Source organism: Fimbriimonadia bacterium, assembly GCA_039961735.1.
Taxonomy (GTDB): domain Bacteria; phylum Armatimonadota; class Fimbriimonadia; order Fimbriimonadales; family JABRVX01; genus JABRVX01.
The window spans coordinates 30,611-55,586 of record JABRVX010000010.1; the positions used below are offsets into that span (position 1 = coordinate 30,611).

Genomic DNA, 24,976 nt, shown 5'->3' on the forward strand with positions numbered 1-24,976 from the left:
TAACGCGTGTAGGTGTGTCCAAGTGGAGGGATTCGGTGGTGTAGAATGCCGGGTGTGAGGCGTATCTATCTGGACCACGCGGCGACCACACCCCTGGACCCGGTGGTAAGAGAGGCCATGGCGCGGGCGCTGGACGGCCCGTACGGCAACCCCAGCAGCCAGCACTGGGCAGGGCGCGAGGCTGTACGGCTGCTGGATGATGCTCGAGACACTATCGCCCAGTCACTGGATGCCCAGGCCGCCGAGGTCTGCTTCACATCCGGCGGCACCGAGGCTGCCAACCTCGCCGTGCTCGGTCGTGCCGTGCAGATGCGTGGTGGCCGTGTGGTCGTAGGTGCCACCGAGCACCATTGCGTTCTTCGCGCCGCCGATCTCGCCGGATCACTCGGAGGGTCGGTGCACGTGCTGGCCGTCGACTCGCAGGGACTTGTCAACCCGGACGATGTGCGGGACGCCCTGGCCGAGCCCACCGCCGTGGTTTCTGTGATGCATGCGAATAACGAGACCGGCACCCTTCAGCCCGTAGCCGACATAGCACGTATCTGTGCTGAGAGAGAGACCGCCTTCTTCTGCGATGCCGTGCAGACCTGGGGGGTGCTGCCGCTGCCGGAAGCCGACTTGCTCGCCGTATCCGCACACAAAGCGTACGGGCCGAAGGGTGTGGGGACGCTTCGTATCCGACCTGGCACCCGTGTGCAACCGATGTTGGTAGGTGGAGGGCAAGAGCGCGAGCGGCGAGCGGGAACCGAGAACCTGCTAGGCATCGTCGGAATGGCCGCCGCAGCCATGGCGCTTCCACTGAATGCTGCCGAACACCTAACCCGTGTTCGTGATGCTTTCGAGACGGAGGTGCTGGAGCGAATGGACGGCGTGCAGGTGTCTTCGGCCGCGGTGCCCCGTCACCCTGGCATCTGCCATCTCACCATCGAAGGAGTATCTGCGGAGAGCTTACTGATTCGGTTGGATCAAGTAGGGTTAGCAGCGTCGAGTGGTGCTGCGTGTAGCAGTGGAGCCATCGAGGCCTCACACGTGCTACTTGCCATGGGGTTCTCCCCGCAGCAAGCCGCGACGGGAGTGCGGTTCAGCTTCGGACGTACCACGACGATAGAGGAGGCGCAGCTGGCGGCAGAGAAGGTGACAGAAGCCGTGAGGGCTCTGCGCCGGTAGGTCAGTCACTCCACCCAATAGCCCCGCGTCATCGAACTGGGGTTCCAAGACCCGATGAACTTCGCGTGTCCGTCGGTGAACACTGCGTTGTAACCGCCGCTGTGGATACCGTTAGGCTGCGCGTAGGAAGGCCCGGGCCACCACATGCTACCTTTGCCACCATCGGGCATGGAGTTGTCACCCCACTCCTCGGAGGGGTCCATGTCGTCAATCTTGTAGCCGAAGCAGTAGAGTACGATTAGCTTTGCTGGGCTGCGAACGGTGGCCATCGTGACGCGGCGGGTACCATAACCTAATAGCCAGCTATTGTGTATGTAGTCTATGGTGAACTGCCCCGCGCGCACAGAGCTGAGTGGCTTGGACTTGTGGCAGCGGGCGATCTCCTTAGACTTTGCGTAACGCCAATAGGAGCAGAACCAGCCGGGCTGGTTGGGAAACCTCGCCGCGTCGTAGGTAATGTATCCGAGGAGAGGCGGGAATGCACGGAAGTCTTCTAGGTACATCGTAACGCCGAGGCCGAGTTGCTTCTGGTTGCTCATGCACTCGGTCTGCTTGGCACTTTCGCGCGCCCGGGCGAAGACGGGAAACAAGATCGCCGCGAGAATCGCGATGATGGCGATAACGACGAGAAGTTCTATCAGCGTGAAGCCGGGTCTCCGCATGGCGTGCCTCCGGCCTCCATTCTATCCTACATTCGGAGCTATTGCATGCCGGCATCCGAATGATGGGCCTAGGCTACAATGCACCATCGTGTACGAGATGGGGGAAAGGTGATGAGTTTGGAGCAGGTGAGAAGGTCGGGCTACGGCGTCAGCAGGAGCCTCACGGTGCCATATGAGGAAGCGGTCGAGCGTGCGCGTGCAGCGCTGGCTAACGAGGGCTTCGGGGTGTTATGCGAGATTGACGTGAGAGAGAAGCTGCAGGAGAAGCTAGGCGTAGACTTCCGTCGGTATGTGATACTAGGCGCATGTAATCCCGCTTTGGCACACAGGGCGCTGGAGAACGAGCTGGAGCTGGGATTGCTGCTGCCGTGCAACGTAATCGTGTACGAGTCCGAGGATGGTAAGGGGTCGGTGGTTGCCGCCGTGGACGCGAACGCGATGCTAGGTGCGGTGGGGGGCAACCCCGCTCTGGTCGAGGTGGCGGCAGAGGTGAGTAGGCTGCTGGGACGCGTGCTGGATAGGCTTTGAGTCGCCGTCCGGTGTCTCACCGTCACACGCTCCGTCATGCTGACCTTCTGTCATGCTGAGCCTGTCGAAGCATGACGGGTGTTGGGCGGTCCCGGCATGACGGATCGAGGACCTACAGCGAGCCCCTACCTCGCCGGGCGGACGTGGATGTTGCGGAAGCGGGCGGGAGAGGCGCCGTGCGACATCTGGCTGATCTGCATCGGGTCGCCCTTGCCGCAGTTCAACACACCGTTCTGCACCCAAAACCGCTCGTCGCATACGGCGTCGCAGGAGTTCCAGAACTCTACCGTGTTGCTTTGGTAGGTGACGTTCTTCAGCATCCCCACCTTCTTGCCGTCCTTGATCCGCCAGAACGCATCGCCTCCGAACTGGAAGTTACACCGCATCTGATCAATGCTGAAACTACCACGTCCTTCGATATAGATGCCGTCTTTGGTGTCTGAGATCAGCTCGTCCAGGGTTAGAGGCTTCTTACCTGGCATCAGACTTAAGTTAGGTATGCGAACGATGGGTATGCTGCTCCAACTATCCGCGCGGCACCCGCCGACGCTGCGTTCCAGCCCCACCTCCGATGCCACCTCGCGGCTAGTGGAGTACCCGCTGAACAAGCCATCCTTAACGATGTGCCACGTCTGGTTCGGCACCCCATCATCGTCGAATCCGTTAGTAGCAAGGCCATGCGGCAGCGTGTTGTCCGCTAACAGGTTGACATGTTCGGAACCGTACTGCAGGTTGTGCAGCTTGTCGGGGGTGGCGAAGCTGCGGCCGGCGAGGGACTCCTCGTACCCTAAGGCGCGATCCAACTCGGTGGCGTGTCCTACCGACTCGTGGATCGTCAGCGATAGATTGAGTGGATCGAGGATGAGGTCCATCACGCCTTCTGGACAGTCGGGAGCATGGAGGTGCTCGACCGCTTCCGTTGCGATGCGCTCGGTTTCGGCCAGCATCTCCTCGCGGTTCACGTGCTCGTAGCCGATGGACATTTGTGGCGGGGAGTAGGAGCGGCTGCGCGCGTCACCGTTGCCCACCGCGGTGGCCGTGTACCAATGGCCCGTGGTGACCACTTCGGACGACATGTCCGACCCGTCGGAGTTCAGGTAGACGCGCTCTTCCTTGCGCAGTGTCATAAAGCCCTCGGCCTTGGCGATGCCGGGGTACGCGAGCAGTCGTTCGTTCACCTCGAGGAGCAGTCCGATCTTGTCGGCGACCGGGACGGCGAGGGGGTCGATCTGGTAGGGCGTCTTGAAGTGCAGCGAGTGTGCGGGCTCGGGGGTGAGGACCACCGGCTTGCGAAGGGTGCTCGCGCCCGCTTTGGCAATGAGGACGGCTTCTTTCGCCACTCGCATCGCTTCGTCCCTGGTGAGCCGGCTGGTGCCTGCGAAGCCCCATGCACCGTTGGCCAGCACGCGCACGCCGAGGCCGATGTCTTCGGCATCCACCAGGCGGCCGACGCGTTCGTTCTCGCAGTAGATGTTCTGCCTGCGATAGCGATTGACGCGGACGTCCACATAGTCCGCGCCGTACGACTTGGCGGTGTCGAGTGCGAGCTGCGCGAGTTCCTTCATCGATCCGATCCCCTTCCTTTTCGTGGTTCCGGCGTCCTCGCCGGTTCCAGTGCTATCGCCGGGACGGCGAAACCACGACTTCCGAGCACCTGAAGCTCCGGGATTCTACCCCTGCTGCTGCCCGGTCAGGGCTGCTCGGCGAGTTCCAGAAGGCGGAGGGCGTTGCGCACCGCGTGGCCTTCGATGTCGTTGTTGAAATACGCGTACACGTCCCGGCCCTCGACGAGCCAGCCTCGGATGCAAGAAGCATCCTCCTGCAGATGCTCCTCGCTGTAGCAGCCCGCATATCGCCCGGAAGGCCCGTGCCGCCGCACGTAAACAAATGCCGCATCGTTCGGATGCGTATTCGTGCAAAGCCCGTGGTCTTGGACGCAGAGGGCTGCGCCGTGCCTCTCGAGCAGGGCACGCGCCTCAGAGGTGAGCCACGCTTCGTTCCGAAACTCCACGGCGATGCGGGCTGCGCCTTCCGTGACTTGGCGCAGCGCACCCAGCGCGTCATCCAGCAGCCCCATGTCCACCGGCAGCCCGGGCGGAAGCTGCACCAAGATCGGCCCCAGCTTCGGGCCCAGCCGCGACACGGAACGCATGAAGTCGGCCATCTCCCTCTCGGCGCCCTTCAGTCTTCGCTCGTGCGTCACCCGCCGCCACATCTTCATGGCGAACACGAAGCCTTCGGGCACGGCATCGCGCCAGCGGTCCACCATCGCTTCGGGCGGCAGGCGGTAGAAGGACATGTTTACCTCCGCGGTGCGGAAGTGCTGTGCGAAGTAGCCGAGCCACTCGCCCTGCTTCAGTCCCTTCGGGTAGAAGACGCCCTTCGCCCAGTGGGCGTACGACCATCCGCTCGTGCCGACGAAAAGCACTCCCTCTCGACCCATGGATGCACCACCACCCGCCCGACGGCGGACGGAGGAATCGTACCGGGCGATCGCGCCATGGGGCGAGTGTTGATCGGATTGCCCCCGGTCCGATTACGTCGCCTCAATCTCCGCTTTTCGAGGCTCCCCTCGGAGAGGGAAGGGAGCGGCACCCCTCATTCGGCGCTTCGACCGGCTTGCCCGGGTGGATGTACAGCGGACGGCCGCCCCTCTTTACGAGCTTTCCGTTCTCGTACTCGTCCGGCGTCGCCAAATCGAAGGCCTTGGGCGGCAGAGGCCGATCCCGTCCGGCCTCTTCGCGACTTCTGATCCTTACGACCTTCAGTCGAATATCGCCTTTCCCTAACCACGCACCTCGCACCTCGGCGAGCTCGCGAAAGCCCAAGCGCCTCAACCAGTGTTCGTCGTCCCCCCCCCGCGAGGTTGAACCACCAACGACATCTGCTCCGCGTCGTTCTTGGGGAACAGTGAGGGCTCGAGTCTGACCTCATCAAACATGGGGCCTGCTACGTCTGGTGCGACGTAGAGAAGGTGGGTCTTGCTGGCCCACACCACCCCAAAGCCCTGCCACCTGCCGCCCCCACCCGGGTACTTTCCGTCGGCAGGAGGCGCGGGGGGTATCATCTCCGCTTCCGCCAGCCCCTGGAGCTTATGGCGTTCCGCTACGAGCCTGGGGTCTACGGGCCGGCTCAGCTCGAACAGGATCTCAGTCCCCGGATTAACGAGGATGCCTTGAACATCGCCCACGTGGCCTGCACCGCTCAGGCCGCCTCTGAGTACAAGCACGAGTGTTGCTACCACCGCCGCTCCGAAGGCCAAAGCTACAGCGTAGTAGAGTGTGTTTCTGCTCACCGTCGGCCTCCTCCCGTGGGATCGGTTAAGGAACAACACCCGCCAGGGGTTCGGAAGACCTGCTTCTGGGATTGCTGGGGCCCGCAGTTGTAGCCAGGGAGAGTGCAGATGAGACTCGGGTCGTACGACTGGTGGTACGTGAACCACGTGGCAAGCTTGTTGCCGCACAAAACCCACTGGCCGTTCCGACACTCGTAGCAGTCCCACAATTGCATGTGACGGGTCCAACCGCTGCGTTCGCGGTAGACCTCGTGCTCCAAGCCACCGACTCTGAGCCGCCCCACGTATTCACGCTTGTCGCAAGACGGAGGCAGCACGAACGCCTTATACCTGCTCCGGTGCTGGACCCTCGAGCGGAAACGGGTCACCTGAAGGCGGTGGCTCCTGGGCTGCGCAGTGTCCGCCAATCACGAGGAATGCGAGGACAACCAAGGGCGCGAAACAGGGCAGACTAGTCTTTTGCACCATACTGAGAGCCCCCTTTTGGACTAAGCTGCTACTGAATAACACTGAGATCCCTGCCGGCCTGCCACCACTCGGAAGGTTTCTGGGGCTTTAGCCCCAATCTTGAGCTGAGATGGAACCAAAGGCCGAGCCTGCATCTGTCGTGACACACCAGTGGCTCGACTACACGAGCAACGACAACTCCGGGCGCCGGGCATCCGCCTGGGGTACCGCTCGGTGTGTTCCGGAAGAGATGTCGCCCACCCGCCTTACAGGGCACGTAGCCCGTGTTCGCCCTCAGCGATGCCCGCTGCGCGAAGGTCGCCGTTGCGCTGTGCCACCATCTCGTCTGCGGGTGAGCGCTCGCCGGTGCAGGAGATGCGGCGCGGGGCGGACTTGGTGCTCACGGTGAAGCCTAGGTCGCGGTAGAGGGCGAGGACCCGCGGCGTCGCCTGGTTGGACGCTACCACGGGACCGGCGTGTGCGGCAAGCCACTTCGCCAGACGCTCTTGATCTTCCCAGCCGAAGTCGTCCTTCGCATACCGTGTGAACTCCACGTCGTAGGGCGGATCGGCATAGATGAAGTCGTCGGCTTCCACAGCGAGGTTCTCGAAGTCACCGACCCTCAGCTCCCAAGAGCGGAGCACCGGCACGTATTCGCGGAAGTCCCGACGATAGGTGACATTCTTGTACCTGCCGAACGGCACGTTGAACAGGCCCGTCGAGTTGAACCGGCACAGACCGTTGTAGCCGGTGCGGTTGAGGTAGTAGAAGAGCGACGCCGCCTCGGGCCCGTGCGCCTCGTCTCGAGATATCAGCTCGTTGAACCGTTCGCGGTGCCGATAGTAGAGGTCGTGGTCGTACTCCATCGGGATCTCGACGACGAGCCCCTTCTGCACCTCGCGCCAGAAGTTGATCAGGTGCTCGTTGCGGTCGGCGAGCAGCGCCCGCTCCGGCCGCAACGCGAGGGCGACGGCCATGCCGCCGACGAAGGGCTCCACCAGCCTGCGGTGCCGGTGGCGGCTGTAAAGCTCCATCAGGACCGGCGTCAGCCAGCGCTTCCCTCCGGCCCACTTGATGGGGGGCTCCAACCGGACTTCCATTTCGAGCACGTGGTGTGCTTCGCCGCCCGGGACGTATCACCTTCCGTAGCGGGGGGCAGGCGCAGACAGGTACAACAGAAACTGCGCACGCTGGTCTCCCATTTGTAGCGATGCCCTGCAGCGCAGGAGCCGCGGTGCCCGGGCGAGGATGCCCTCTGCGCACCAGGCCATCGTCGCGAAGGCGGCCCCCGGCGGCGTGCGACACCATCTACGCAACGAGGCGAAGGAAAAAGATGTCTGACAAAGTAGCAGATTTGGCCGGCCCTGGCATTGGTACCTACGAAGAGATCGAGAAGGTCCTGCCGAACGATTACTTCCCCCTGCTCGACCCGAAGGAGACTCAGATGGCCATCACCGCTGTAAAGCGGTACATCGAGGACGGGCTGTGCAAGGAGCTGAACCTGATCCGCGTGGAGGTACCTCTCATCGTGGATCGAGATAGTGGCGTCAACGACTACCTAGACCGTGACGGCTCGCGCACTCCGATCGAGTTCTACATTCACAACGATCACGGTAAGAACCCCATCCACGCGCAGGTAGTGCAAGCTGCCACCAAGTGGAAGCGAGTTGCGCTCAAACAGTTCGGCTTGAGCGTAGGCGAAGGACTCGTGACAGACATGCGGGCAGTGCGGAAAGACTACTTCCTCGATCACGATCACAGTGCCTACGTGGATCAGTGGGACTGGGAAAAGGTGATCACTGCGGAAGATAGGAACCTCGACTACCTAACAGACACCGTAAAGCGCATATGGAAGGTGATAAAGGGCGCCGAGCAATATGCACAAGAACTGTTCCCAGCGCTCAAGACCGACAAATATCCCAACCTGCCGGATGAACTGACATTCCTGCATGCGGAGGAGATCCTAGAGCGCTTCCCGGACATGCCGCGAAAACAGCGCGAGACGGCTATCCTGCAGGACTACCCTGCCATCTTTATCTATGGCATAGGGTGGACGCTCGAGGACGGCTACCCGCACGAGATGCGCGCCGCCGACTACGACGACTGGGTGACACCGACGATCGTGAAGAACGGCAAGCAGATGCACGGGCTGAACGGCGATATTCTGGTATGGAACCCTGTTACCCGCCGTCGACACGAGCTATCCTCGATGGGCATTCGCGTGAACAAGGAGACGCTGCGCCAGCAGCTCGAAATGACGGGGCAACTCGACTTCCTGAAGCTGCCCTATCACCAGGCCATTCTCAACGACGAAATCCCGCTCTCCATCGGCGGTGGGATCGGGCAGTCGCGCACGTTGATGTTGCTTCTTCGGCGCGCACACCTGGGCGAAGTGAGCGTGACCGTCTGGCCGAAGGTGCTGAAAGAGATGTGCGCGAAGCGCAACATCCACGTGCTGGAGTAAGCGCCTAAGTCGCATGGCCCAATCTGTCGGGCCGCGGCAGGTAGGGGGGTTGGTACGGGGAATCGGGTGGGGCACGGCGCATGCCGTGCCCCATATCTCACCTGCAAGGGAGCCCCGCCATGAGCGACAAGCTTCGAATCGGGGTCATGATGACCCTCCGCCCGAACGTGCGCGAGGAGCTGCAGAAAGTCCGAGACTTGGGTCTGGACAACTGCCAACTGAACTGCTGGGACATGTCACAGTATAGTGACGAAAACGCTACCTCGCTGACCGCGGCGAGCCGCGATTTGGGAGTGGAAGTGACGTCCGTGTGGGCCGGGTACCCTGGCCCAGCGAAGTGGAACTTCACCGAGGGCCCTAGCACCATCGGCCTCGTGCCACCCGAGTATCGCGAGCAGCGAGTGGCTGCGCTGATCCAGGGTGCGGAGTTTGCAGCGCGCATCGGTGTACCCAGCATTTCCACGCATGCCGGCTTCGTGCCAGAAAACCCGGCCGACCCGCTCTATTCCGGAACCGTGGATGCGCTTCGGCAAGTCGCGCAGCGGTGCAAGGAACTGGGTGTGGAGTTGTGGTTTGAAACGGGCCAGGAGACTCCGGTAACGCTCTTGCGACTCATCACCGACATAGGCACTGACAACTTGGGTGTGAACCTCGACCCGGCAAACCTGATCTTGTATGGCAAGGGCAACCCGGTGGACGCACTGGATGTGATCGGCTCGCATGTACGAGGTGTGCATGCCAAGGACGGTGAGTACCCTACCGACCCAATGCGGTTAGGGCGCGAGACGGTGCTGGGCGAAGGCAAGGTGGACTTTCCGAGGCTGATAGGCGGTCTCAAGCGGCTCGGGTACCGTGGGGCACTTACCATCGAGAGGGAGATCAGCGGCGAGCAGCAAGTGGCCGACATCCGCCGCGCCATCGCTCTGCTCGAGCCTCTGTGCTGAGCAGCCGCTAGCACGGAGGCACGTAACACCGGCATGGTTCGGGAGACGGGAAGGAATGATCGAGCTGCCGGAAGCAGTCATGATTGCGGACCGGTTCGAACAATTTCCGGCCGGCTTTCGGCGAGCGCTGCACGCGGGCCTCATAGGCAAGCCCTGCGGCAAGTGCGGTACACCCATCGAGAAGACTTCCTATCTCGGCGGTGCGTGCTACTTCTGTCCCCAGTACCAGGTGTAGGGGCAAGACGCATTCGCTCTAGGTTTGTGATACAATGACGTTAGAATGCGACCCCGTGGAGAAGGCCGGGCCTTCACTCTGATCGAGTTGCTCGTGGTCATCGGGATTATCGCGATCCTCGCGGCAATCCTGTTCCCCGTCTTCGCCCGGGCGCGGGAGAAGGCGAACGCAACCACCTGCCTGAGCAACATGGGGCAGCTCGGCCGTTCCTTCATCATGTACTGCGACGATAACGGCAACCGCTTCCCGTCGCCCTATGGTTTCGACGGGGTGCACGCGTGGGTGTGCAACCACCGCGGCTGCGAGAGCTGCAGCAGCGAGTGGTGGGTGCCGGGCATCTCGTGGATGTGCAGCTACATCGGCGACCCCAAGCTCGGGCAACTGTGGCCCTATGCAAAAGGAGCCGGTATCTACCGCTGTCCCTCGCAGACGAAGCCTGTGAGCAATCCCTACATGGGTGGGTTGTGGGATCCAGGGAAGGCGTGGACCACTTACTCGATGAACATGTACATGCTGCAGTACCCACAGTCCAACTGGCAGGGACCCACCATCAACCAATCGCGCATCACCTTTCCGTCCAACACCTTCCTGCTCTATGACGAAAGCGCGAAGACCATCAACGATGGAGGGTTCTGGCCGGACTACAACGACAACCACGGCGATCAGCATACCGATGGGTCGAACCTGCTTCACACCGACGGCCACGCGAAGCGATACCCTCTCATGGCAGTGGGAACATGGAATAACCGCGGCCCACTCTTCTGCCAGTATCTTCCGACGCGCAAAGAACTCGCACCCGATCCTGTTGACGGATGTAGGTAGGGCGTCTTCAAGGACTTCCGGTTGCACACATATGCGAGTGTGCGAGCCCGCTCGCGCTTCGGCCATTCGTTCGCGGCCGTCGTCTACACTCCATCCGAGAGAGAGCCTGGACCGGTAACATGGCCAGCGCCTTTTGATGCATCGATTCCGCACCCACGGGTCAGGAACTGAACCAGACCGCTACCCCAACTCTCTCTTTCCACCTTCACCCCAAGGCGAGGGAGTTCTCGATGCTCCACCCTTTATGGCGGATGGAATGATAAGATGGTCATACGCATAGGTTCCTGACTCCGTCATGCTGAGCCTGTCGAAGCATGACACCGAGAGCCGCTTGAAACGGTATCACGATGATAGCCTAGTGGCTGCAGAGTCCATGCTTCGACAGGCTCAGCATGACGGTATGTGTGATGCCTTCGAAGTAACAGTATGGCGCAGTCGCCACCAAGGGTGGACGTCGGTACGAGAGTTGGCGAGGTGGCAAGGTGCATCAGGAATCGTGGTATGCTGCCGGCATGTTGCCACTGATAATGATGCTTCTGGCTCAAGACCGCAACGCAGATGGCTGGATTCCACTCGTTGACCTGGCCGGGGACACATCGCGGCAAGTGATCGTGGACCGAGAAGAGGGGCAGTACCTCGGTCACGTCACCACCGTGCTGCTGGAAGACGGCAAAACCATCCTGTGCGTGTACCCGAAGGGGCATGGCAAGGGTTCCATCGTAATGAAGTGGAGTGAAGACGGCGGGCTGACGTGGTCGGAGAGGCTCCCGGTGCCGGAGAACTGGGCTACCAGCCAAGAAGTGCCAACCATCCATAGAGTGATCGAGCCCATCACGGGCAAGAAGCGGCTGATACTTTGGTCTGGCCTGTACCCGGCACGCCTCTCCGTATCCGAGGACGATGGAAAGATCTGGTCTCCACTAACACCCGTCGGTGACTGGGGTGGCATCGTGGTGATGGGATCGGTGGAGCAGTTGCGCGACGGCCGCTACCTCGCCATGTTTCACGACGACGGACGTTTTTTCCGCAAGGGCGGCAAGGTGACCGGCACGTTCACCCTATACCAGACCCTGTCCGCAGACGGCGGCCTCACGTGGATCGAACCAAAATCTGTGTGGTCGGGCAGTGACATCCACCTATGCGAGCCGGGAGTCGTCCGCTCCCCAGACGGGCGCGTATTGGCGGCTCTGTTGCGCGAGAACAGGCGTGTGAAAAACTCCCACGTGATGTTCTCCACTGACGAAGGAGCGAACTGGAGCACTCCCAAAGAGCTGCCGGCCTCGCTCACCGGTGACAGGCACACTGCCGAGTATGCACCGGACGGCAGGCTGGTAGTATCTTTTCGTGACATGGCGAAAGGGTCGGCCACCTATGGTGATTGGGTGGCGTGGGTAGGCACGTTCGAGGACATTCTGAAGGGCCGTCAAGGGCAGTACCGCATCCGGCTGATGGATAATCTGGTCGGCGCCGATTGCGCGTACCCCGGTGTGGAAGTACTACCCGACGGAACCTTCGTCTGCACCACCTACGGACACTGGACGAAGGACGAGCAGCCCTACATCGTCAGCGTGCGTTTCCGGTTGGAGGAGACCGACAGGCTCGCAGGAGGGCATAGTCCGCGATAGCAGGGCTCCAAGACGTCCATCGCTGCGTCGGCAGGAGAGAGGTACACTGCGGCCACTATGATCGGTATCATCCTACCGCTGGTGGTCGCCTTGAACACTGTGTCTTCCGCCAACCCCCGCTTGTGGTACCGGCAGCCCGCGAACGACTGGAACGAGGCGTTGCCCGTGGGGAACGGTGCGCTGGGCGCGATGGTATTCGGACATCCCCAGAATGAGCGCATCCAGCTCAATGAGAAGTCCATGTGGGCCGGTCCGCCGCGTCCGGAGGCGCCGAAGGATGCACACGAGGCGCTGCCGGAGATGCGTCGGCTGGCTTTCCAGGGGAAGTATGTGGAAGCCGAGGAGTTGGCGCGCAAGCACTTCTTGGTGGACATGGATTGGCCACGCAGCTACCAAACGTTGGGGGACCTTCATCTCTCGTTCGTGGGACGAGACGACGTGTCGGACTACACGCGTGAACTGGATCTTCGACGCGGAGTCGTTACGGTTCGCTACACAGCTGACGAAGCTCGCTGTAAGGAAGAGGTTTTCGCCAATTATCCTGCTAACGTGTTAGTGATACGTATCGAGACCGAGCACCGCGACGGGCTGTCGTTCGACATCGCACTGGATCGGCCCGCCGACTTCCTCACCAACACTCTTGGCAACGATGACTTGGTGATGACCGGCCAGGTGACTCAGGGTGGCAAGAAGCCGGGGGTTCACTATGCGGCAGCTCTACGGGTGCAGGTGGAGCGAGGTAGGTGTGGACCGGGAGAGAAAGGCCTGAGCGTGAGCGGCGCGCGAGCTGTCACCATCCTCTTCACCGCCGAGACGGATTACAACATGCGGGATATTGTCCATCCGAAGCCGCATGACCTGTTAGCCGCTTGTCAGGAGCGACTCGATGCCGGGAGGAAGCGAGGCTATCGGCGGTTGCTGGATCAGGCGGTGAAGGACCATTCCGCCTACTTCGGTCGCGTCGAGCTGAGCCTAGGGGAGGACCGTGGCGGCACACCGACCGACGAGCGGTTGCGGGCTGTACAGCAAGGCGGCGTGGACGCAGGGCTGGAGGCGCTCATGTTCCAGTACGGGCGATACCTACTCATCGCCTCCTCGCGTCCCGGCTACCTGCCCGCCAACCTGCAAGGCATCTGGAGCAAGGACATCGAGACCCCGTGGCAGGGAGACTACCATATCAACATCAACCTGCAGATGAACTACTGGCCGTCGGAGCCCACCAACCTATCCGAGTTGCACGCGCCGTTCTTCGACTACATAGATGAGTTGGCAAAGCACGGATCGATCACCGCGAGAGACAGCTACGGCATGCGCGGCTGGGTGGCTAACCATCAGACCGATGCGTGGTTCTACACGGCGCTTGTGGGTGCGCCGCTGTGGGGGATGTTCCCTCTCGGTGGGGCGTGGTGTACACAGCACTACATCGAACACTATCGCTACACGGGCGACAAAGCGTTCCTACGCGAGCGCGCACTGCCGGTTCTTCGGGGCGCGGTCGAGTTCCTGTTGGACTGGCTGTGTGAGGACCCTGGGTCCGGCAAGCTGGTGTCAGGTCCCACCACATCGCCAGAGAACACCTTCCAATACGGGGATGGCAAGCGTGCGTCGCTCACCATGGGGCCGTCCATGGATCAGGAGATTGCCTGGGAGACGCTATCCAACTACATTGAGGCCGCGGAGGTGTTAGGTATCAGCGACGAAACGACGCGGCGAGCAGCCATCGCACGCAAGCGATTGCAGCTCCCGCGCATCGGAGCGGACGGACGGCTCATGGAATGGCCCGAGGATCTGTTGGAGGTAGAGCCGGGACACAGGCACATGTCCCATATCTTCGGCTTGCATCCAGGATGCCGCATCACACCGGAGCGCACACCCGATCTGGCGGAGGCGGTGCGCAAGTCCATCGAGGGTCGGCTGAAGCATGGAGGTGGGCACACTGGCTGGAGTCGCGCTTGGATCATCAACTTCTGGGCCCGGTTGCTCGATGCGGAGCGGGCACACGAGAACGTGCATGCGCTGTTAGCGAAGTCCACTCTGCCCAACCTTTTCGACAACCACCCACCGTTCCAGATTGATGGCAACTTCGGCTACACGGCGGGAGTGGCGGAAATGTTGTTGCAGAGCCACACGGATGTCATCCGTCTACTACCGTGTCTACCCAAGGCTTGGCCGACCGGAAGCGTGTCGGGCCTGCGCGCACGTGGTGGTGTGGAAGTCGCGATGAAGTGGAAGGATGGTCGGCTGACCGAAGCGGCGCTCACGAGCGTGTGGGCGGAGGGCGACATCGTCATCGAATTGCCGTCGGACGTGCGTATCACGTCCGTTGCGGGGGCATCCAAGGGATGGAAGCAGGAGGGTAGGCGAATCGTGTTGTCCGTCGCGCCGGGTCAGATGTACACTCTGCGGTAGCCGAACGGGGATTAGAAAGAGGTCCCTCAGTCGCGTGCGGTAGCCCAGGGGCATGCGAAGGGACGGGCACACGCTCCTTCGAGATGACAGAGGCCTGGTGTGTTCTGCGGTAGGCCTCGGCACTTCGGGCCTCCTATGCAACGATGACGGTGCGAACGCGCAGTCATCGGAGTGTGCGGGCATCGAGCCAGCGGCCAAGGAGCGATAGGCCCCACGGGCCGGAAAGCTCGAGATGAAACTGGCATGCCAGCACGCCGTCACGTTCCATAGCGGCAACGAAGCGTCCCCCATGGTCGGACCATGCCACCTCCCAGCCCGTGGGAGCGTCTGCAAGACGGTAGGAGTTCGCGAAGTAGCCGTAACCAGACACCAACATCCGGCACCCCTGCTCCGGCTCCACCCGATTCCAGCCGAGTTGAGGCACTCTGACGCTGTCTGGATACCTCGTTACCATGTGTGGTATTACCCCGAGGCCGGACATTCTGGGTGCCTCCTCGCTGCCTTCGCACAATAGTTGCAGCCCTAGGCACACGCAGAGAGTGGGTCGCCCGGCAAGGACGCGATCGCGAATCGCTGCATCTAAGCCGGCCGCACGTAGTGCATGCATCGCAGCCTCGAAAGCACCCACTCCTGGCAGCACGACGGCCTCCGCGGATGCCACTTCCTCGGGGCGCGACGAGAATGCTGGCTCGACACCGAGCCGACGAAACGCAGCTACAACCGAGGCTAGATTCGCCACCCCCGTGCGAACGATGAACGGACTCGCGGTCACAGCAATCCCTTGGTGCTGGGCACTCCCTCGCCGAGCCGCGAGACTGACTGACGCAGGGCCAGAGCGGTGGCCTTGAATGCGGCCTCCGCCTTGTGGTGGTCATTCAGGCCGTCGATCACGTCCACGTGCAGTGCCATGCGCCCGGCGACGGCCAGCGATGCTAACACGTGGCTGATGTTCTCACACGATAGATCACCTAACCGTTCTCGTCGCAGCCTCAGGTCTATGCGAGGGAAGGGCCGACCGGAAAGGTCCACTACCGCGCGCGCGAGCGCTTCGTCCAGCGGCGCATAGGCGTGCCCGAAACGGGCTATTCCCGATCGATCTCCGAGACACTGATCCAACGCCGCTCCCAGGGCCAGCGCGCAATCCTCGGCGGTGTGATGATCGTCTACGTCCGTGTCACCGCGGCACACGAGATGCAAGTCGAATCGAGCATGGCATGTCAGAGTCGTGAGCAGGTGATCGAGAAACCCGATACCCGTGGCGACATCTGCATCGCCCACTCCGTCAATGCAGAGCGTAAGCTCGACGCGTGTCTCACGCGTCTCACGCACGATCTCCGATCTACGTTCTTTCATGGCAGCAACCTCTCGACCTCTTCCAGCCGTGTAAGCACGCGCGCGGCACCCGCTCTCAGGAGCGCAGGTGCCATCACCTCTGGCGTATCTGCAGGTGAAACCACTGCGAGTGGCAGCACACCTGCGGCACGCGCAGCGCTAACATCGTCCACCAGGTCTCCCACCATCCATGCGCGCTGCACACCTAGTCTGTTCATGGCAAGCAGCAGCGGCTCGGGGCTAGGCTTCTCAGGGGCGTCCTCCATGCACACCAGCGCACCGAGGCAGCCCAGCAGGCCCACCCCTGACAAGAACCTCTCGGCATGTCTGCGCAACCTCCCGGTAACGATCCCTAACGGGATTCTGGCTGCGAGGCTACGGAGCCAGTCCGCGTCCACCAGTAGGCGCTCGTTCCGCCACAGTCCTTGCTCGCCTGCGTACAGAGCCTCGTACCTCTCGATTACTTCCGTCAGACTGACGCTAACATCCCGATCCGATAGCAGGCGATGGGTGAGTTCGTAGTCGTTGTTAGCTTGACCCGCCGCCTTGGCACGCACTACCTCTTGCGGGTCGAGCGTTACGCCAAAGGATTTTGCCGTCTCGAACACGGCGCGACGGTAGGAGCCGGAGATGTCGGCTAACACGCCGTCCAGGTCCAACAGGAGCGCTTGTGGGGCGAACACTACCGAGAGCGACTTGCAGACGCGGTCGAACTGCTCCTCGTCGCCGGGGCAGGTGATGCGCACGCAATCGGCGAGAGATTCCCTTCCCGGAAAGGCGCGGATAGCGATTCCCATACCAGCCATTGCATCGCGCAACCACAGCGCATCGGTGTGCCGAGCGAGCACGAAGTTGGCTTGCGACGGGAAGCTCTCCACGCCGTGAGATACCAACAAACGTTGCAACTCGCCTCGTTCGAACCTAACACGTTCGACGAAGGCACGCATACCCTCGTCGCCTCGTCGCAGTGCCTCGGACGCAAGCAGGAGCGACGCACGCGACACGGAGTAGGGGCTACCGGCGGCTCGCATCCATGCGATCACCTCGGGTGGTCCAACTGCGTATCCCACCCTCAGCCCTGCCAGTCCCCATGCCTTCGAGAGCGTTCGTGCCACTACCACGTTGGGTAGAGATAGAGCGAACTGCGTGTCGTCGCGGTCGGCGAACTCCGCATAAGCGAAGTCGGCTAGGATCAGTGCATGGGGCGCGGCCTCCGACAGCCTCCGAAGGTCCTCGGCGCGCGCAGCGGCTCCCGTCGGGTTGTTAGGTGACACGAAGCACACCAGCGAGGTGGCTTGCGTAAGTGCCAGGAGAGCCGCCTCGATAGGAAAGGACTTGCCGGGAGGCCAGGCAACGGTTACCACCTTCGCCCCGGCCAAGCTCGCGTACCTCGGCAGCATCTCGAAGGTGGGAGAAGGCAGTAGCATCTGGCGGCCGGGAGCCAGCATCGCCCGGCACGCGCGGTCCAAGGCATCGTCGGCTCCTGCGGTCACTAGCACACGAGTGGGCTCCACACCCAACCGCTCGGCAAGCAGACCTTGCAGTTCGCTCGCATCCGGGTAACGCTTCATCACCTCGGGACCCGCTTCTGTTAGTGCCGATAGCAGCTCTGCAGGCGGGCGCATGCCCTCGTTGCCGTCCAGCCGAAGGTCGATCGGAGCGGGGTGCATGGGGACCGCATAGGCCGTTACGTGGGCGAGTGCGGGGGCGGGTTTCAGAACGCTCATGGTACGATCTGCGCGATCTGGGTGACAACCACGTCGGTGCCGCCGCGGGCCTTTACGTCCAGTATCACGCGAGAGAGGTCTTCGCGCGGGACCGCGGCCTTCACAGCATAGCCCGCCTCACCGTGCAATTGGGCGATGGTAGGTTCTCTCATGCAGGGAAGCACCTCGATCACTCGCTCCAACTTGTCGGCTGGCACGTTCACTTCCAGCATCACCCTGCGCCGAGCATCCAGCACTGAGCGAAGCAGCAACACGAAGCGATCCACCGCTGCACGCTTGGTCGGCTCTCGCATCGCGGCGGGATTGCCATAGAGCCGAGTGGACGAATGCATGATCTCACTGACCACTCGCAGATTGTTCGCCTCCAGCGTCGCTCCCGATGCCGTGTTGTCCACGATGCAGTCGGCGTCTTCGGGTGGGAACACCTCTGTCGCTCCGTAGGACCGGACTACCTTGGCGTCCAGACCCTCGCGCAGAATCCAATCGGTCGCGAGCTTCTCGTATTCCGATGCAACCACGAGTGGACGCGCCGGCAGCTTGCCGTTCTCCAGCACATCCTCTGGAGCGGCTGCCACCAGTCGGACGGGGTCGAGCCCGGTGTCCAGGATCTCCACAACGTCGGCGTTCATCTCAGCCACCCAATCTGCCCCCGCGAAGCCGATGTCGCGCGACCCGAGATGCACCATCTCGATGATGTTCTGCGGCTTAAGGATCTTTGCCTCGAAGCCGGGCATCCCGATACTGGGCCGATACTCACGTGCACCCGAGCGCACGGGCATGCCCGCATCTTGAAGCAGAGCGAGCACGCCAGCCTCCATGCGGCCTTTCGGAAGGGCAATCCGAATAATTGGATCGGGCATCGGTCGGCACTCCTCGGGGAAGTCAGAATGATACCCCCGGCAGGCCGTAGGGACCCAGCGAGGAACTCGAAGGTATGGTCGTGGAGCGCATCGTTTCGGGCGGACAAACGGGAGCCGACAGGGGAGGGCTGGATGCGGCGATCGATCTGGGCATCCCACACGGTGGGTGGTGCCCCGCGGGTCGCCTCGCCGAAGATGGGACGATTCCGGAGCGTTATAAGTTGACGGAGACAGAGTCGGCGGACTTCGCTGTGCGCACCGAACGCAACGTGATCGACTCGGACGGCACGGTGTTGTTCACCTACGGCGAGCCTGTCGGCGGGAGCGCTTTGACCGCCGAGCTGGCCTCGGTCCACGACAAACCGCTTCTCCACTTGGATCTGGAGGAACATGGCATCAGTTCTGCAGCCGCACAGCTAGCAGTGTGGGTAGCGCAGAACGATGTGCGTGTGCTGAACGTCGCCGGCTCTCGGGAGAGCCAGGCACCCGGCATCGCCGAGGCAGTGCGGGAAATCCTGCTGATTTCGCTTGGAGGCGATCGGCGGAAGCTCTGATGTCGGCGCATGCGGCCGCAGCCGACATCCCCGGCTTCCATGCCTCCGCCGAAAGTGGGAGGCATGGCAGGGGGCGCCGGGCTTTGCTCGGCATGATTGGCCGATTCGAGGCGCAGAGCCAGCACCCTTAGCCCGCGAGAACGGGTATCTTGCCAAGCTATGCAGAAGCTTGAGATCGCCTACACGGGGGATGTTCACTACAACCTTAGCCCAGCGGAACTGATCGAGCACGCCATTCGCAAGGGTGAGGGGAGGCTGGCCTCGACCGGAGCGCTCGTGTGCGAGACTGTTCCGTACACCGGGCGTTCGCCGAAGGACCGTTACGTCGTCGAGGAGCCGACGACTCAGGAGGACATAGATTGGGGCGCTGTCAACGTGCCCTTCCCGCCGAACCTGTTCGACGAGGCGTACAAGCGCGTCATTGCGTATCTTCAGAACCGCGAGGTGTACGTGACCGACTGCTACGCGGGTGCGAACCCTCGCTACCGAATGCCGGTCCGGTTCGTGACCGAGCTGGCCTGGCACGCGCTATTCGTGAAGCAGCTCCTACTGCGCCCGTCTGCTCGGGACCTAGAGCAGCACGTGCCGGAGTTCACGATTATCAACGCCTGCAACTTCCGTGCTTTCCCCGAGGTGGATGGTACGCGATCCGAGGCCTTCGTGATCATCAACTTCGCTCGCAGGCTCATCCTCATCGGCGGGACGCGCTACGCCGGCGAGATGAAGAAGAGTGTGTTCACCGTGCTGAACTACCTACTACCAAAACGCGGCATCTTGCCGATGCACTGTAGCGCCAACATCGGACCCAAGGGGGATGTCGCGCTGTTCTTCGGCCTGTCGGGCACCGGCAAGACCTCGCTCTCGGCCGACCCGTCACGCAAACTAATTGGCGACGACGAGCACGGCTGGGCGGACGATGGCGTGTTCAACTTCGAGGGCGGGTGCTACGCGAAGTGCATCAACCTCTCGCGCGACAACGAGCCGCAGATCTGGGATGCGATCCGATACGGCTCGGTGCTGGAAAACGTCGTGCTGAACCTTGCTACGCGGGCCCCTGAATACGCAGACGATACGCTGACCGAGAACACACGCGCCGCATATCCCATCGAGTTCATCGAGGGTGCAGTGATACCGAGCCATGGGCCGCACCCGAGCACGATACTCTTTCTCACTTGCGATGCATTCGGGGTGTTGCCGCCCATCTCGAAGCTGACGAAGGAGCAGGCGATGTTCCACTTCCTATTGGGTTACACCGCACGCGTGGCGGGTACCGAGGCTGGGGTCAAGGAGCCGCAGCCGGTGTTCAGCGCCTGCTTCGGTGCGCCCTTCTTGCCGCTGCCCCCCAACGAGTACGCGCAGATGCTCGGCGAGCGGATCGCCAAGCACAAATCGCAGGTCTGGCTGGTCAACACCGGCTGGACCGGTGGCCCCTACGGCATCGGCAACCGCATCAGCATTCAATACACCCGCCAGATGGTCAACGCGGCGATCTCGGGCGAACTGGACGAAGGCGAGTTCCACAAGGACCCCGTGTTCGGGCTGATGGTGCCCAAGCACATTCCGGACGTTCCGCCCAAGATGCTCATGCCCGGAGACGCGTGGCCGGATCAGCGCGACTACGACCGTAAGGCCAAAGAGGTCGAGGGGATGTTCGCGTCGGCAGCAAAGGCCGCCAGGATCGCCCTGCCCGTGTGACACTGGCGAACCGGCTCCGGTATTCTCGGCAGTATCCCCGCAGCCGAGCGGTCCTTACGGCTACTGGGTTTGTCGCCATAAGCACTTGCTTGTACCGGCTAAGTGGTCGGTTGCTCTTGCTGGTCTGCAGGTCCTTTGGTAGAATGCCGTCAGGTGTCCGCCCGGCGCAGGGACCAGATTGCGCCCGATTCGGGCACTCTGCGTTGACGTTGAGAAAGGAAGTGGACTTTGCTATGAGCAGACTCGCACGCCTGGTGGGTGTTGCCCTGGCTACGGTGGGCCTTGCGGCTTCCGTGTTCGGGGCGATCACCGAGACCTGGCGAAAGTTCTATGACGCCGGAAGCGGTCTGGACAGCACCGCCGACATGGTCGTAACCGCCGATGGTTTCGCGTATGTCGTCGGCACCAGCGAACTGAACTTCAACACGGACATCTGGGTCGCCAAGTACAACGACCAGGGTACCCGCGTGTGGACGAAGCGTTATGACCGAGCTGGGTCGGACGACGTGGGGATCGGCATCGTGGTAGATAGCGAGGGGAACGTAATCGTCACGGGTACCACCAAAGACGCCACGTTCAATCGCGACATCACCATCGTAAAGTACAACTCGGCCGGCACGCAGTTATGGGCCAAGCATTACAATGGTGGTCAGGACACCGCGCGCGCCATCGCGCTCGACACGAACAATAACATCTATGTTGCAGGGGACTACGAGGGCTCCCCGGGCGCGATAGTGATGCTGAAATACCTCCCGAACGGCAACGTTGACTGGACCCGGTTGCACAGTGCCGCGGGAATTCGCGACGAGGCTCGAGACATCGTAGTATCGCCTCAGGGCGACGTGTTCACGTGCGGCTATAGCCGACGCCTCGGTTCGCAGGAGGACATGGTACTCATCTCCTACACCACCTCGGGTATCACGAACTGGGTGCAGTTCTTCGACGGGCCCGCGGGAGGCAGCGATATCGCGAATGCCGTTGCAGTAGACTCGGCTGGCCGCCCCATCATCACCGGTAGTAGCTCGGGCGTGGGTACCGACTCCGACATCTGGACTATCAAGCGTCAGGTGAATGGTAGTGCGCTTTGGGACGTTCGACTGGACGGCGGAGTGGGTGGCGGTGACTCCGGCAACTCCGTGGTAGTCGACTCCCAGGACAACGTCATCGTCGGTGGTAGGCTCTATACAGGGAGCCGCAGCGATATGGCCACCATCAAATACGACTCGTTGGGCAATCAGCTCTGGCTGAAGACCTACTCCTCGTCAGGTGGTACCGAGCTCGAGGAGACTCGGCACGTCACAGTAGACCAGTTCGACAACGTGTATAGCACCGGCAGCTCGCTGGCGCTTACCTGTATCAAGTACAGCCCGACCGGCACGGTGGTTGGCGTAATGCGCCCCTCGCACAGCGTTCTCGATCGGGGTGCCGCCTGTGGTGTGGCCTCGATGGGACGCGTGTTCGTAGCAGGGACGTGGTATATCAGTACGTCCAACGAAGACGTGGTGGTGTTGATGTACACTCATACCACCGACTTCACCGGACAGCTCACGATGCAGGCGTTGGCCGGGCCGTATCCCACTGTCATCCCTGTAGACATCCGCGAGGCCGGCACGCAGAATGTGATACTCGTCGTGAACATGTCTGTCAACGCGACCGGCGCAATCACGATGCAAGTGCCGCCCGGAGACTGGGACCTGTCGATTCGCTACCAGAACTGGCTGCGACGAACCATGCCGCTACTTAGCCCCGGACGCCCGAGCACTGTGAACCCCACGCTGCTCAACGGCGATCCCACTCTGGACAACTTCGTTGACCTGCTGGACTTGAACGCCATTCTGAGCCAGTTCGCATCCTCGCCTGGGGTCGGGTTCGTAGACCTGGACAAGGACGGGGAAGTGGGTCTGAGCGACCTCGGCGCGTGTCTCGTGAACTTCGGGCAGCCCGGAGACAACTAGCACTTCTTGCTACCGGATGCAAGGTCCCGCATCCTGACTCAGCCGAAGCGGGGTCGCCCGAAGCGGGCGACCCCGCTGCATCTTGTCTGCCGTGGCCGAGCAGTGAGTTCTCAGCGAGGCAATGTGTCGTGGCGCGGGAGGGATGGCTGTGCAGAACGACCCTGCACGCGGCGCTTCTCCGCATCGAACTCGATGGTCTGCCGCTTGCGATACGCATCCACACCCAGGCCGATTGCTACCATGGTAGCGAGCCCGAGATCGGCGTCACAATGTGGTCGCTGCCGCGTGCGCACACACTCCAGGAAGTTGTGCATGTGGTCCGGCCGCGAACGCTCACGAACGCGAATCTCCGGCCGTTGATCCTTGAACTCCTCCTCTGGCGCCCTGAGGAAGCCTTCTCCCACGAAGTGCAGGGTGGCTTCGTGGCCGTAGATGGTCTCGTCCAGCGATTGGCGATTGGCCATGGAGGAGCAGAGGACGACCGTATGTTCGGAGGGGTAGTCGATGAGCATGTGGAACGTATCAGGTACCTCACGGTCGTGTTGCACGTAGATGCCGCCGTGCGCACTGACGTACTTCGGCATCTCGGGACCGAGCGCTACCAGCAGGTGAGAGAGAATGTGGTAGAAGAGGTCCGTGGCGATGCCACCAGAGTAGTCCCAGTACTTCCGGAAGCGGAAGTAGCGGTCCGGGTCCCAGGGACGCTTCGGTGCAGAGCCGAGCCACCGTTTCCAGTCCACGTTGTGAGGGCCGGCGTCGGGGTCGATGTGCCAATTCCACTCACCCTCGCGCGAGTTGCGACAGAAGCTACTCTTCGTCCACAGAACCTTGCCGATCTCGCCCGTGCGGATCCAATCCCTTGCACGCCACCACCTATCCTCGGACGTGCTCTGCGCGCCGACCTGCAGTACCCTTCCGGTGGCTTTCACCGTGTCGTACACCTGGAAGCCCTCTTGCCAGGTACGAGTCATGGGCTTCTCTAGGTACACGTCCTTTCCGGCGTGCATGGCGTCCATCGCCATCTTGGCATGCCAGTGATCGGGAGTTGCGATCACCACGGCATCCACGTCGGACCTCGCAAGCATCTCCTCGTACTCGTGGTGGAGACGGGCCTGACTGATCTCCTTCGCCCTTTGCTTACGGGGTTCGTAGATGTCGCATACCCCGACGACCTCGACGCCTTCCTCGGGGTTCTTAGACATGTCCACCAAGCGACGAAGGTGCCCGGTTCCCATGCCGCCACAGCCGATTACACCCATGCGAATTCGGTCATTGGGCGAGACGTTCTTGGACCAAACCGGTCGGCCCGCCGCAACGGCTCCGGCGCCAACCGCCATCGCCTTCAGAAAGTTCCTTCGAGAAATGCCGTCTGCCTTGCTCACAGCAGTCGCCTCCGTCTCCGCGATTCGTTGCGGATTCGGTGGATGGGTTTGACGCGGGTCGCGCTATCCCTGCATCGGGCCAAAGATTAGGCCGCTCCGAAGAAGCTCTCCCATCGCTGTAGGCAACCGCTTGTTCCTGCAGTTCTACTCTCGTGCGCCGCTTGACCGCTCTATGCCACTTGAGCCATCAGCGACTCCGAAATCCACTCGTTCAGAACGTCCCGCTCGTCCTGCCCGATATGTACGAAGCGCATGCCGACATCCGAGAAGGTGGCCTGGTCGGGGCAGGAAGTCGAACGAACCACCTGTCCCATCAGGGCTACCTTCCGCGTCGAGCCGGGGAGCGTGAACGAAAGGGCTAGCATCGTCCCTTTCGCGAGACACTTCGCCAGTCGCACACGGCATCCGCTGATGCTCAGATCGATGACTCGGCCTCGCATGATACTTACCTGCCCCGTGCGATGCGGGTCTGGTATGTGAACGTCCGCAGGGAAGTCAGCGGGGAGTCGCTCGCTCGAACGGTGGACGAGTTCGGTCCAGTCAGTCCCGATCGTCACGGTCACCAGCGGATCGATTCGGCTGCCTTCGGTGCCGGTGATGATGGCCTGCGCCTTGAGCGCGCTGCGGCCACAGTGAACCAGAAGGCCGACGTGACTTCCGACTTTCGGAAGACTGCGAATCCGCTCGTCGTTGGCGGGCTTGATCCGAAGCTGAGCTTCACCGGGCTCGACAAGAATGAAGCGCGAGATGCGGCGTTCCGTGCCGCCGGCGCCTGCTACCAGGTCCACCGGCAGCCCCGGTTTGAGTTTGTCGAGGGCGGAGGTGTTCGTGCTCATTGCCTCATGGTGATTGTCGGCACGTCCCAGGGATCGG

The 24,976-nt window shown here is 62.0% G+C and carries 22 protein-coding genes; 11 read left to right on the forward strand and 11 right to left on the reverse strand.

The window, feature by feature from the left end:
• The first annotated feature begins 45 nt into the window (after positions 1-45).
• On the forward strand, positions 46-1,167 hold the full coding sequence (locus HRF45_04465; protein MEP0765779.1) for a cysteine desulfurase: 1,122 nt from the start codon (positions 46-48) through the stop codon (positions 1,165-1,167).
• Positions 1,168-1,172: 5 nt separating this feature from the next.
• Here the strand turns inward: HRF45_04465 and HRF45_04470 are convergent, their stop codons facing one another.
• Positions 1,173-1,829 carry a DUF1559 domain-containing protein gene (locus HRF45_04470; protein MEP0765780.1) on the reverse strand — a complete coding sequence of 219 codons (657 nt, stop codon included), beginning with the start codon at positions 1,827-1,829 and terminating at the stop codon, positions 1,173-1,175.
• 111 nt (positions 1,830-1,940) lie between these two features.
• Here HRF45_04470 and HRF45_04475 point away from each other — a divergent pair, with 111 nt between their 5' ends.
• Entirely contained in the window at positions 1,941-2,357 is a 417-nt protein-coding gene (locus tag HRF45_04475) for a DUF302 domain-containing protein (GenBank protein MEP0765781.1), read from the forward strand.
• Positions 2,358-2,482: 125 nt separating this feature from the next.
• On the opposite strand, the gene HRF45_04480 is transcribed toward HRF45_04475, so the two are convergent.
• From HRF45_04480 to HRF45_04495, 4 genes are all read right to left on the reverse strand, one after another.
• Positions 2,483-3,922: a TldD/PmbA family protein gene (locus HRF45_04480; protein MEP0765782.1), complete on the reverse strand. Its 1,440-nt coding sequence runs from the start codon at positions 3,920-3,922 to the stop codon at positions 2,483-2,485.
• A 125-nt stretch (positions 3,923-4,047) separates the two neighbouring features.
• A complete protein-coding gene (locus HRF45_04485) occupies positions 4,048-4,800 on the reverse strand; it encodes a DUF72 domain-containing protein (GenBank protein MEP0765783.1) in 753 nt (250 codons plus the stop codon).
• A 390-nt stretch (positions 4,801-5,190) separates the two neighbouring features.
• Positions 5,191-5,652, reverse strand: coding sequence for a hypothetical protein (locus tag HRF45_04490; protein MEP0765784.1), 462 nt, complete (start codon positions 5,650-5,652; stop codon positions 5,191-5,193).
• 713 nt (positions 5,653-6,365) lie between these two features.
• Complete coding sequence (locus tag HRF45_04495; GenBank protein MEP0765785.1) at positions 6,366-7,199, reverse strand: Dam family site-specific DNA-(adenine-N6)-methyltransferase; 834 nt, start codon at positions 7,197-7,199, stop codon at positions 6,366-6,368.
• Positions 7,200-7,432: 233 nt separating this feature from the next.
• Between HRF45_04495 and HRF45_04500 the strand changes: the two genes are divergently transcribed.
• From HRF45_04500 to HRF45_04525, 6 genes are all read left to right on the forward strand, one after another.
• Complete coding sequence (locus tag HRF45_04500; protein MEP0765786.1) at positions 7,433-8,563, forward strand: aspartate--ammonia ligase; 1,131 nt, start codon at positions 7,433-7,435, stop codon at positions 8,561-8,563.
• 119 nt (positions 8,564-8,682) lie between these two features.
• Positions 8,683-9,507 (forward strand): sugar phosphate isomerase/epimerase, encoded by an 825-nt coding sequence (locus HRF45_04505; protein ID MEP0765787.1) that lies wholly within the window; start codon positions 8,683-8,685, stop codon positions 9,505-9,507.
• A 55-nt stretch (positions 9,508-9,562) separates the two neighbouring features.
• Positions 9,563-9,742: a hypothetical protein gene (locus HRF45_04510; protein ID MEP0765788.1), complete on the forward strand. Its 180-nt coding sequence runs from the start codon at positions 9,563-9,565 to the stop codon at positions 9,740-9,742.
• Positions 9,743-9,787: 45 nt separating this feature from the next.
• Positions 9,788-10,564: a prepilin-type N-terminal cleavage/methylation domain-containing protein gene (locus tag HRF45_04515; GenBank protein ID MEP0765789.1), complete on the forward strand. Its 777-nt coding sequence runs from the start codon at positions 9,788-9,790 to the stop codon at positions 10,562-10,564.
• Between the two features lie 512 nt (positions 10,565-11,076).
• Positions 11,077-12,189 carry an exo-alpha-sialidase gene (locus HRF45_04520; protein ID MEP0765790.1) on the forward strand — a complete coding sequence of 371 codons (1,113 nt, stop codon included), beginning with the start codon at positions 11,077-11,079 and terminating at the stop codon, positions 12,187-12,189.
• A gap of 57 nt (positions 12,190-12,246) precedes the next feature.
• A complete protein-coding gene (locus HRF45_04525; GenBank protein MEP0765791.1) occupies positions 12,247-14,598 on the forward strand; it encodes a glycoside hydrolase family 95 protein in 2,352 nt (783 codons plus the stop codon).
• 163 nt (positions 14,599-14,761) lie between these two features.
• Here HRF45_04525 and hisH read toward each other — a convergent pair whose 3' ends face one another.
• From hisH to hisG, 4 genes are read right to left on the reverse strand one after another with little or no spacing between them, the layout of a single operon-like run.
• The gene (gene hisH, locus HRF45_04530) at positions 14,762-15,370 is read right to left on the reverse strand and encodes an imidazole glycerol phosphate synthase subunit HisH (GenBank protein ID MEP0765792.1); all 609 of its coding nucleotides are present in this window, start codon (positions 15,368-15,370) and stop codon (positions 14,762-14,764) included.
• On the reverse strand, positions 15,367-15,951 hold the full coding sequence (hisB, locus tag HRF45_04535) for an imidazoleglycerol-phosphate dehydratase HisB (GenBank protein ID MEP0765793.1): 585 nt from the start codon (positions 15,949-15,951) through the stop codon (positions 15,367-15,369). Before hisB ends, hisH begins: the two co-directional genes overlap by 4 nt.
• The gene (locus HRF45_04540) at positions 15,948-17,657 is read right to left on the reverse strand and encodes an aminotransferase class I/II-fold pyridoxal phosphate-dependent enzyme (GenBank protein MEP0765794.1); all 1,710 of its coding nucleotides are present in this window, start codon (positions 17,655-17,657) and stop codon (positions 15,948-15,950) included. Before HRF45_04540 ends, hisB begins: the two co-directional genes overlap by 4 nt.
• Positions 17,654-18,517 (reverse strand): ATP phosphoribosyltransferase, encoded by an 864-nt coding sequence (gene hisG / locus HRF45_04545; protein MEP0765795.1) that lies wholly within the window; start codon positions 18,515-18,517, stop codon positions 17,654-17,656. The genes HRF45_04540 and hisG overlap by 4 nt, the downstream gene beginning before the upstream one ends.
• Positions 18,518-18,591: 74 nt before the next feature.
• Between hisG and HRF45_04550 the strand changes: the two genes are divergently transcribed.
• The 3 genes from HRF45_04550 (at position 18,592) to HRF45_04560 (ending at position 22,721) form a co-directional block, all read left to right on the forward strand.
• Positions 18,592-19,071 (forward strand): hypothetical protein, encoded by a 480-nt coding sequence (locus tag HRF45_04550; protein MEP0765796.1) that lies wholly within the window; start codon positions 18,592-18,594, stop codon positions 19,069-19,071.
• A 159-nt stretch (positions 19,072-19,230) separates the two neighbouring features.
• Positions 19,231-20,766 (forward strand): phosphoenolpyruvate carboxykinase (ATP), encoded by a 1,536-nt coding sequence (pckA, locus tag HRF45_04555; protein MEP0765797.1) that lies wholly within the window; start codon positions 19,231-19,233, stop codon positions 20,764-20,766.
• Positions 20,767-20,999: 233 nt separating this feature from the next.
• Positions 21,000-22,721 (forward strand): SBBP repeat-containing protein, encoded by a 1,722-nt coding sequence (locus tag HRF45_04560; GenBank protein ID MEP0765798.1) that lies wholly within the window; start codon positions 21,000-21,002, stop codon positions 22,719-22,721.
• A 110-nt stretch (positions 22,722-22,831) separates the two neighbouring features.
• Here the strand turns inward: HRF45_04560 and HRF45_04565 are convergent, their stop codons facing one another.
• Positions 22,832-24,103, reverse strand: a complete 1,272-nt coding sequence (locus tag HRF45_04565) for a Gfo/Idh/MocA family oxidoreductase (GenBank protein ID MEP0765799.1) — start codon at positions 24,101-24,103, stop codon at positions 22,832-22,834.
• A gap of 170 nt (positions 24,104-24,273) precedes the next feature.
• Positions 24,274-24,939: a PilZ domain-containing protein gene (locus tag HRF45_04570; protein MEP0765800.1), complete on the reverse strand. Its 666-nt coding sequence runs from the start codon at positions 24,937-24,939 to the stop codon at positions 24,274-24,276.
• Between the last annotated feature and the right edge of the window lie 37 nt (positions 24,940-24,976).

What these genes read in the sequence shown, in the direction of transcription:
- HRF45_04465 (MEP0765779.1), top strand. Translation starts at nt 46, where the DNA reads ATGCCGGGTGTGAGGCGTATCTATCTGGACCACGCGGCGACCACACCC.
- HRF45_04525 (MEP0765791.1), top strand. Translation starts at nt 12,247, where the DNA reads ATGATCGGTATCATCCTACCGCTGGTGGTCGCCTTGAACACTGTGTCT.
- HRF45_04540 (MEP0765794.1), bottom strand. Translation starts at nt 17,657, where the DNA reads ATGAGCGTTCTGAAACCCGCCCCCGCACTCGCCCACGTAACGGCCTAT.
- HRF45_04485 (MEP0765783.1), bottom strand. Translation starts at nt 4,800, where the DNA reads ATGGGTCGAGAGGGAGTGCTTTTCGTCGGCACGAGCGGATGGTCGTAC.
- HRF45_04560 (MEP0765798.1), top strand. Translation starts at nt 21,000, where the DNA reads ATGAGCAGACTCGCACGCCTGGTGGGTGTTGCCCTGGCTACGGTGGGC.
- hisG (MEP0765795.1), bottom strand. Translation starts at nt 18,517, where the DNA reads ATGCCCGATCCAATTATTCGGATTGCCCTTCCGAAAGGCCGCATGGAG.
- HRF45_04570 (MEP0765800.1), bottom strand. Translation starts at nt 24,939, where the DNA reads ATGAGCACGAACACCTCCGCCCTCGACAAACTCAAACCGGGGCTGCCG.
- HRF45_04505 (MEP0765787.1), top strand. Translation starts at nt 8,683, where the DNA reads ATGAGCGACAAGCTTCGAATCGGGGTCATGATGACCCTCCGCCCGAAC.
- HRF45_04500 (MEP0765786.1), top strand. Translation starts at nt 7,433, where the DNA reads ATGTCTGACAAAGTAGCAGATTTGGCCGGCCCTGGCATTGGTACCTAC.
- HRF45_04475 (MEP0765781.1), top strand. Translation starts at nt 1,941, where the DNA reads ATGAGTTTGGAGCAGGTGAGAAGGTCGGGCTACGGCGTCAGCAGGAGC.
- HRF45_04515 (MEP0765789.1), top strand. Translation starts at nt 9,788, where the DNA reads ATGCGACCCCGTGGAGAAGGCCGGGCCTTCACTCTGATCGAGTTGCTC.
- HRF45_04470 (MEP0765780.1), bottom strand. Translation starts at nt 1,829, where the DNA reads ATGCGGAGACCCGGCTTCACGCTGATAGAACTTCTCGTCGTTATCGCC.
- HRF45_04510 (MEP0765788.1), top strand. Translation starts at nt 9,563, where the DNA reads ATGATCGAGCTGCCGGAAGCAGTCATGATTGCGGACCGGTTCGAACAA.
- HRF45_04550 (MEP0765796.1), top strand. Translation starts at nt 18,592, where the DNA reads ATGGTCGTGGAGCGCATCGTTTCGGGCGGACAAACGGGAGCCGACAGG.
- HRF45_04520 (MEP0765790.1), top strand. Translation starts at nt 11,077, where the DNA reads ATGTTGCCACTGATAATGATGCTTCTGGCTCAAGACCGCAACGCAGAT.
- hisB (MEP0765793.1), bottom strand. Translation starts at nt 15,951, where the DNA reads ATGAAAGAACGTAGATCGGAGATCGTGCGTGAGACGCGTGAGACACGC.
- pckA (MEP0765797.1), top strand. Translation starts at nt 19,231, where the DNA reads ATGCAGAAGCTTGAGATCGCCTACACGGGGGATGTTCACTACAACCTT.
- HRF45_04495 (MEP0765785.1), bottom strand. Translation starts at nt 7,199, where the DNA reads ATGGAAGTCCGGTTGGAGCCCCCCATCAAGTGGGCCGGAGGGAAGCGC.
- HRF45_04480 (MEP0765782.1), bottom strand. Translation starts at nt 3,922, where the DNA reads ATGAAGGAACTCGCGCAGCTCGCACTCGACACCGCCAAGTCGTACGGC.